The following is a 1,394-nucleotide window of genomic DNA, read 5'->3' as shown; positions in this document are numbered from 1 at the left end:
TCCCTTCTGACCAAATCTGCTCAGCTAAAGTTTCGTCATTATTGGCTAATTCAAAAATAGCTTCGGCAATTTCAATAGATGTTTCACGAATAGTAGCCCAAGCTTTGATATCGTGCATTTCTTTTTTACCTACGTTCATTTTGCTACTCCTTTGGGTTGAATTTGATGTAAAATAACCCGATTTATTGCAAAATACAATAGGTAAAATACGTTATGATAACAATTATTTCTCCAGCAAAAACTTTGGATTACCAATCACCATTATTAACCCAAGATCATACTTTACCTCAATTTATTAACTCAACTAAAATACTCATTGAAGATTGCCAAAAATTAAGTGTTGAGAATTTGGCTAACTTAATGTCTATTAGCGAAAAATTAGCCGAACTCAATTATGAACGATTCAAAAATTGGCATAGTGATTTTAATCTTGAAAATGCAAGACAAGCCTTACTTGCTTTTAAAGGTGATGTTTACGAAGGATTACATGTTGAAGATTTTACTGATAAAGATCTAAAGTTTGCACAATCTCATTTAAGAATATTATCAGGTCTTTATGGTATTTTAAGACCACTTGACCTAATTCAACCTTATCGGTTAGAAATGGGGATCCGCTTAAAAAATGGTAGTAACACTAATCTTTATCAATTTTGGGGCGATAAATTAACTCAACACCTTAATAGTGAACTAGCCAAAACATCACATCGCACATTAATCAATTTAGCCTCAAACGAATATTTCAAAGCGATCAAACCAAAACAATTAAACGCAACTATTATTCAGCCCATCTTTTTAGATCAAAGCAAAGATACCTATAAAGTTATCAGTTTTTATGCTAAAAAAGCACGCGGACTAATGAGCCGATACATTATAAAAAATTGCATTGAAAAGAGTGACGATATTAAAAGTTTTAATCTAGAAGGCTATCAATTTGATTCAAAACGATCAACTGACTTAGAATGGTACTTCATACGCAATCATCAATAAAATAATAACGATGGTATTTTTTACAACATTATGGGCGCAGTTTTTATCTACTCTGCCCCTTTTTATGCTAATTTTATTCGGCTTTTTAGCGGTTAAAGTAGGTCGTTGGCAAAAAACAGTCACCGATAGCTTAACCAAATTTACCTTTTATATTGCATTTCCCATCATGCTATTTCAGATCATGAGCCATTTTTCTGAACATTCGCAAATCGATATAAAACTGTTATTCGTTTTTTTGGTGGATCCTTTATTGTCTTTGCAATTGGTTGCCTAATTGCATCTAAATTATTTAAGTTAAATGGTTCAGAAAGTACAATGTTTGCTATGGGTAGTATTTATACCAATACGGTGTTTGTTGATATTCCTATTATTAAAATGTTATTAGGCGATAATGCTATCCCCATTGT

The 1,394-nt window shown here is 31.9% G+C and carries 3 protein-coding genes; 2 read left to right on the top strand and 1 reads right to left on the bottom strand.

What is annotated here, in order from left to right:
- The coding region (locus tag A9G30_RS13710) for a YccJ family protein (protein ID WP_218057845.1) at positions 1-139 on the bottom strand (139 nt) is incomplete at its 3' end.
- Between the two features lie 74 nt (positions 140-213).
- Between A9G30_RS13710 and yaaA the strand changes: the two genes are divergently transcribed.
- Together yaaA and A9G30_RS10335 are read left to right on the top strand one after the other, a co-directional pair.
- Positions 214-987, top strand: a complete 774-nt coding sequence (yaaA, locus tag A9G30_RS10340; RefSeq protein ID WP_065588904.1) for a peroxide stress protein YaaA — start codon at positions 214-216, stop codon at positions 985-987.
- A gap of 10 nt (positions 988-997) precedes the next feature.
- Positions 998-1,261, top strand: coding sequence for a hypothetical protein (locus A9G30_RS10335; RefSeq protein WP_065588903.1), 264 nt, complete (start codon positions 998-1,000; stop codon positions 1,259-1,261).
- Positions 1,262-1,394 lie beyond the last annotated feature (133 nt).

The organism is Gilliamella sp. Fer4-1, assembly GCF_001690515.1.
Lineage (GTDB): Bacteria > Pseudomonadota > Gammaproteobacteria > Enterobacterales > Orbaceae > Gilliamella > Gilliamella apicola_C.
This window is presented reverse-complemented; position numbering and strand designations above follow the sequence as displayed.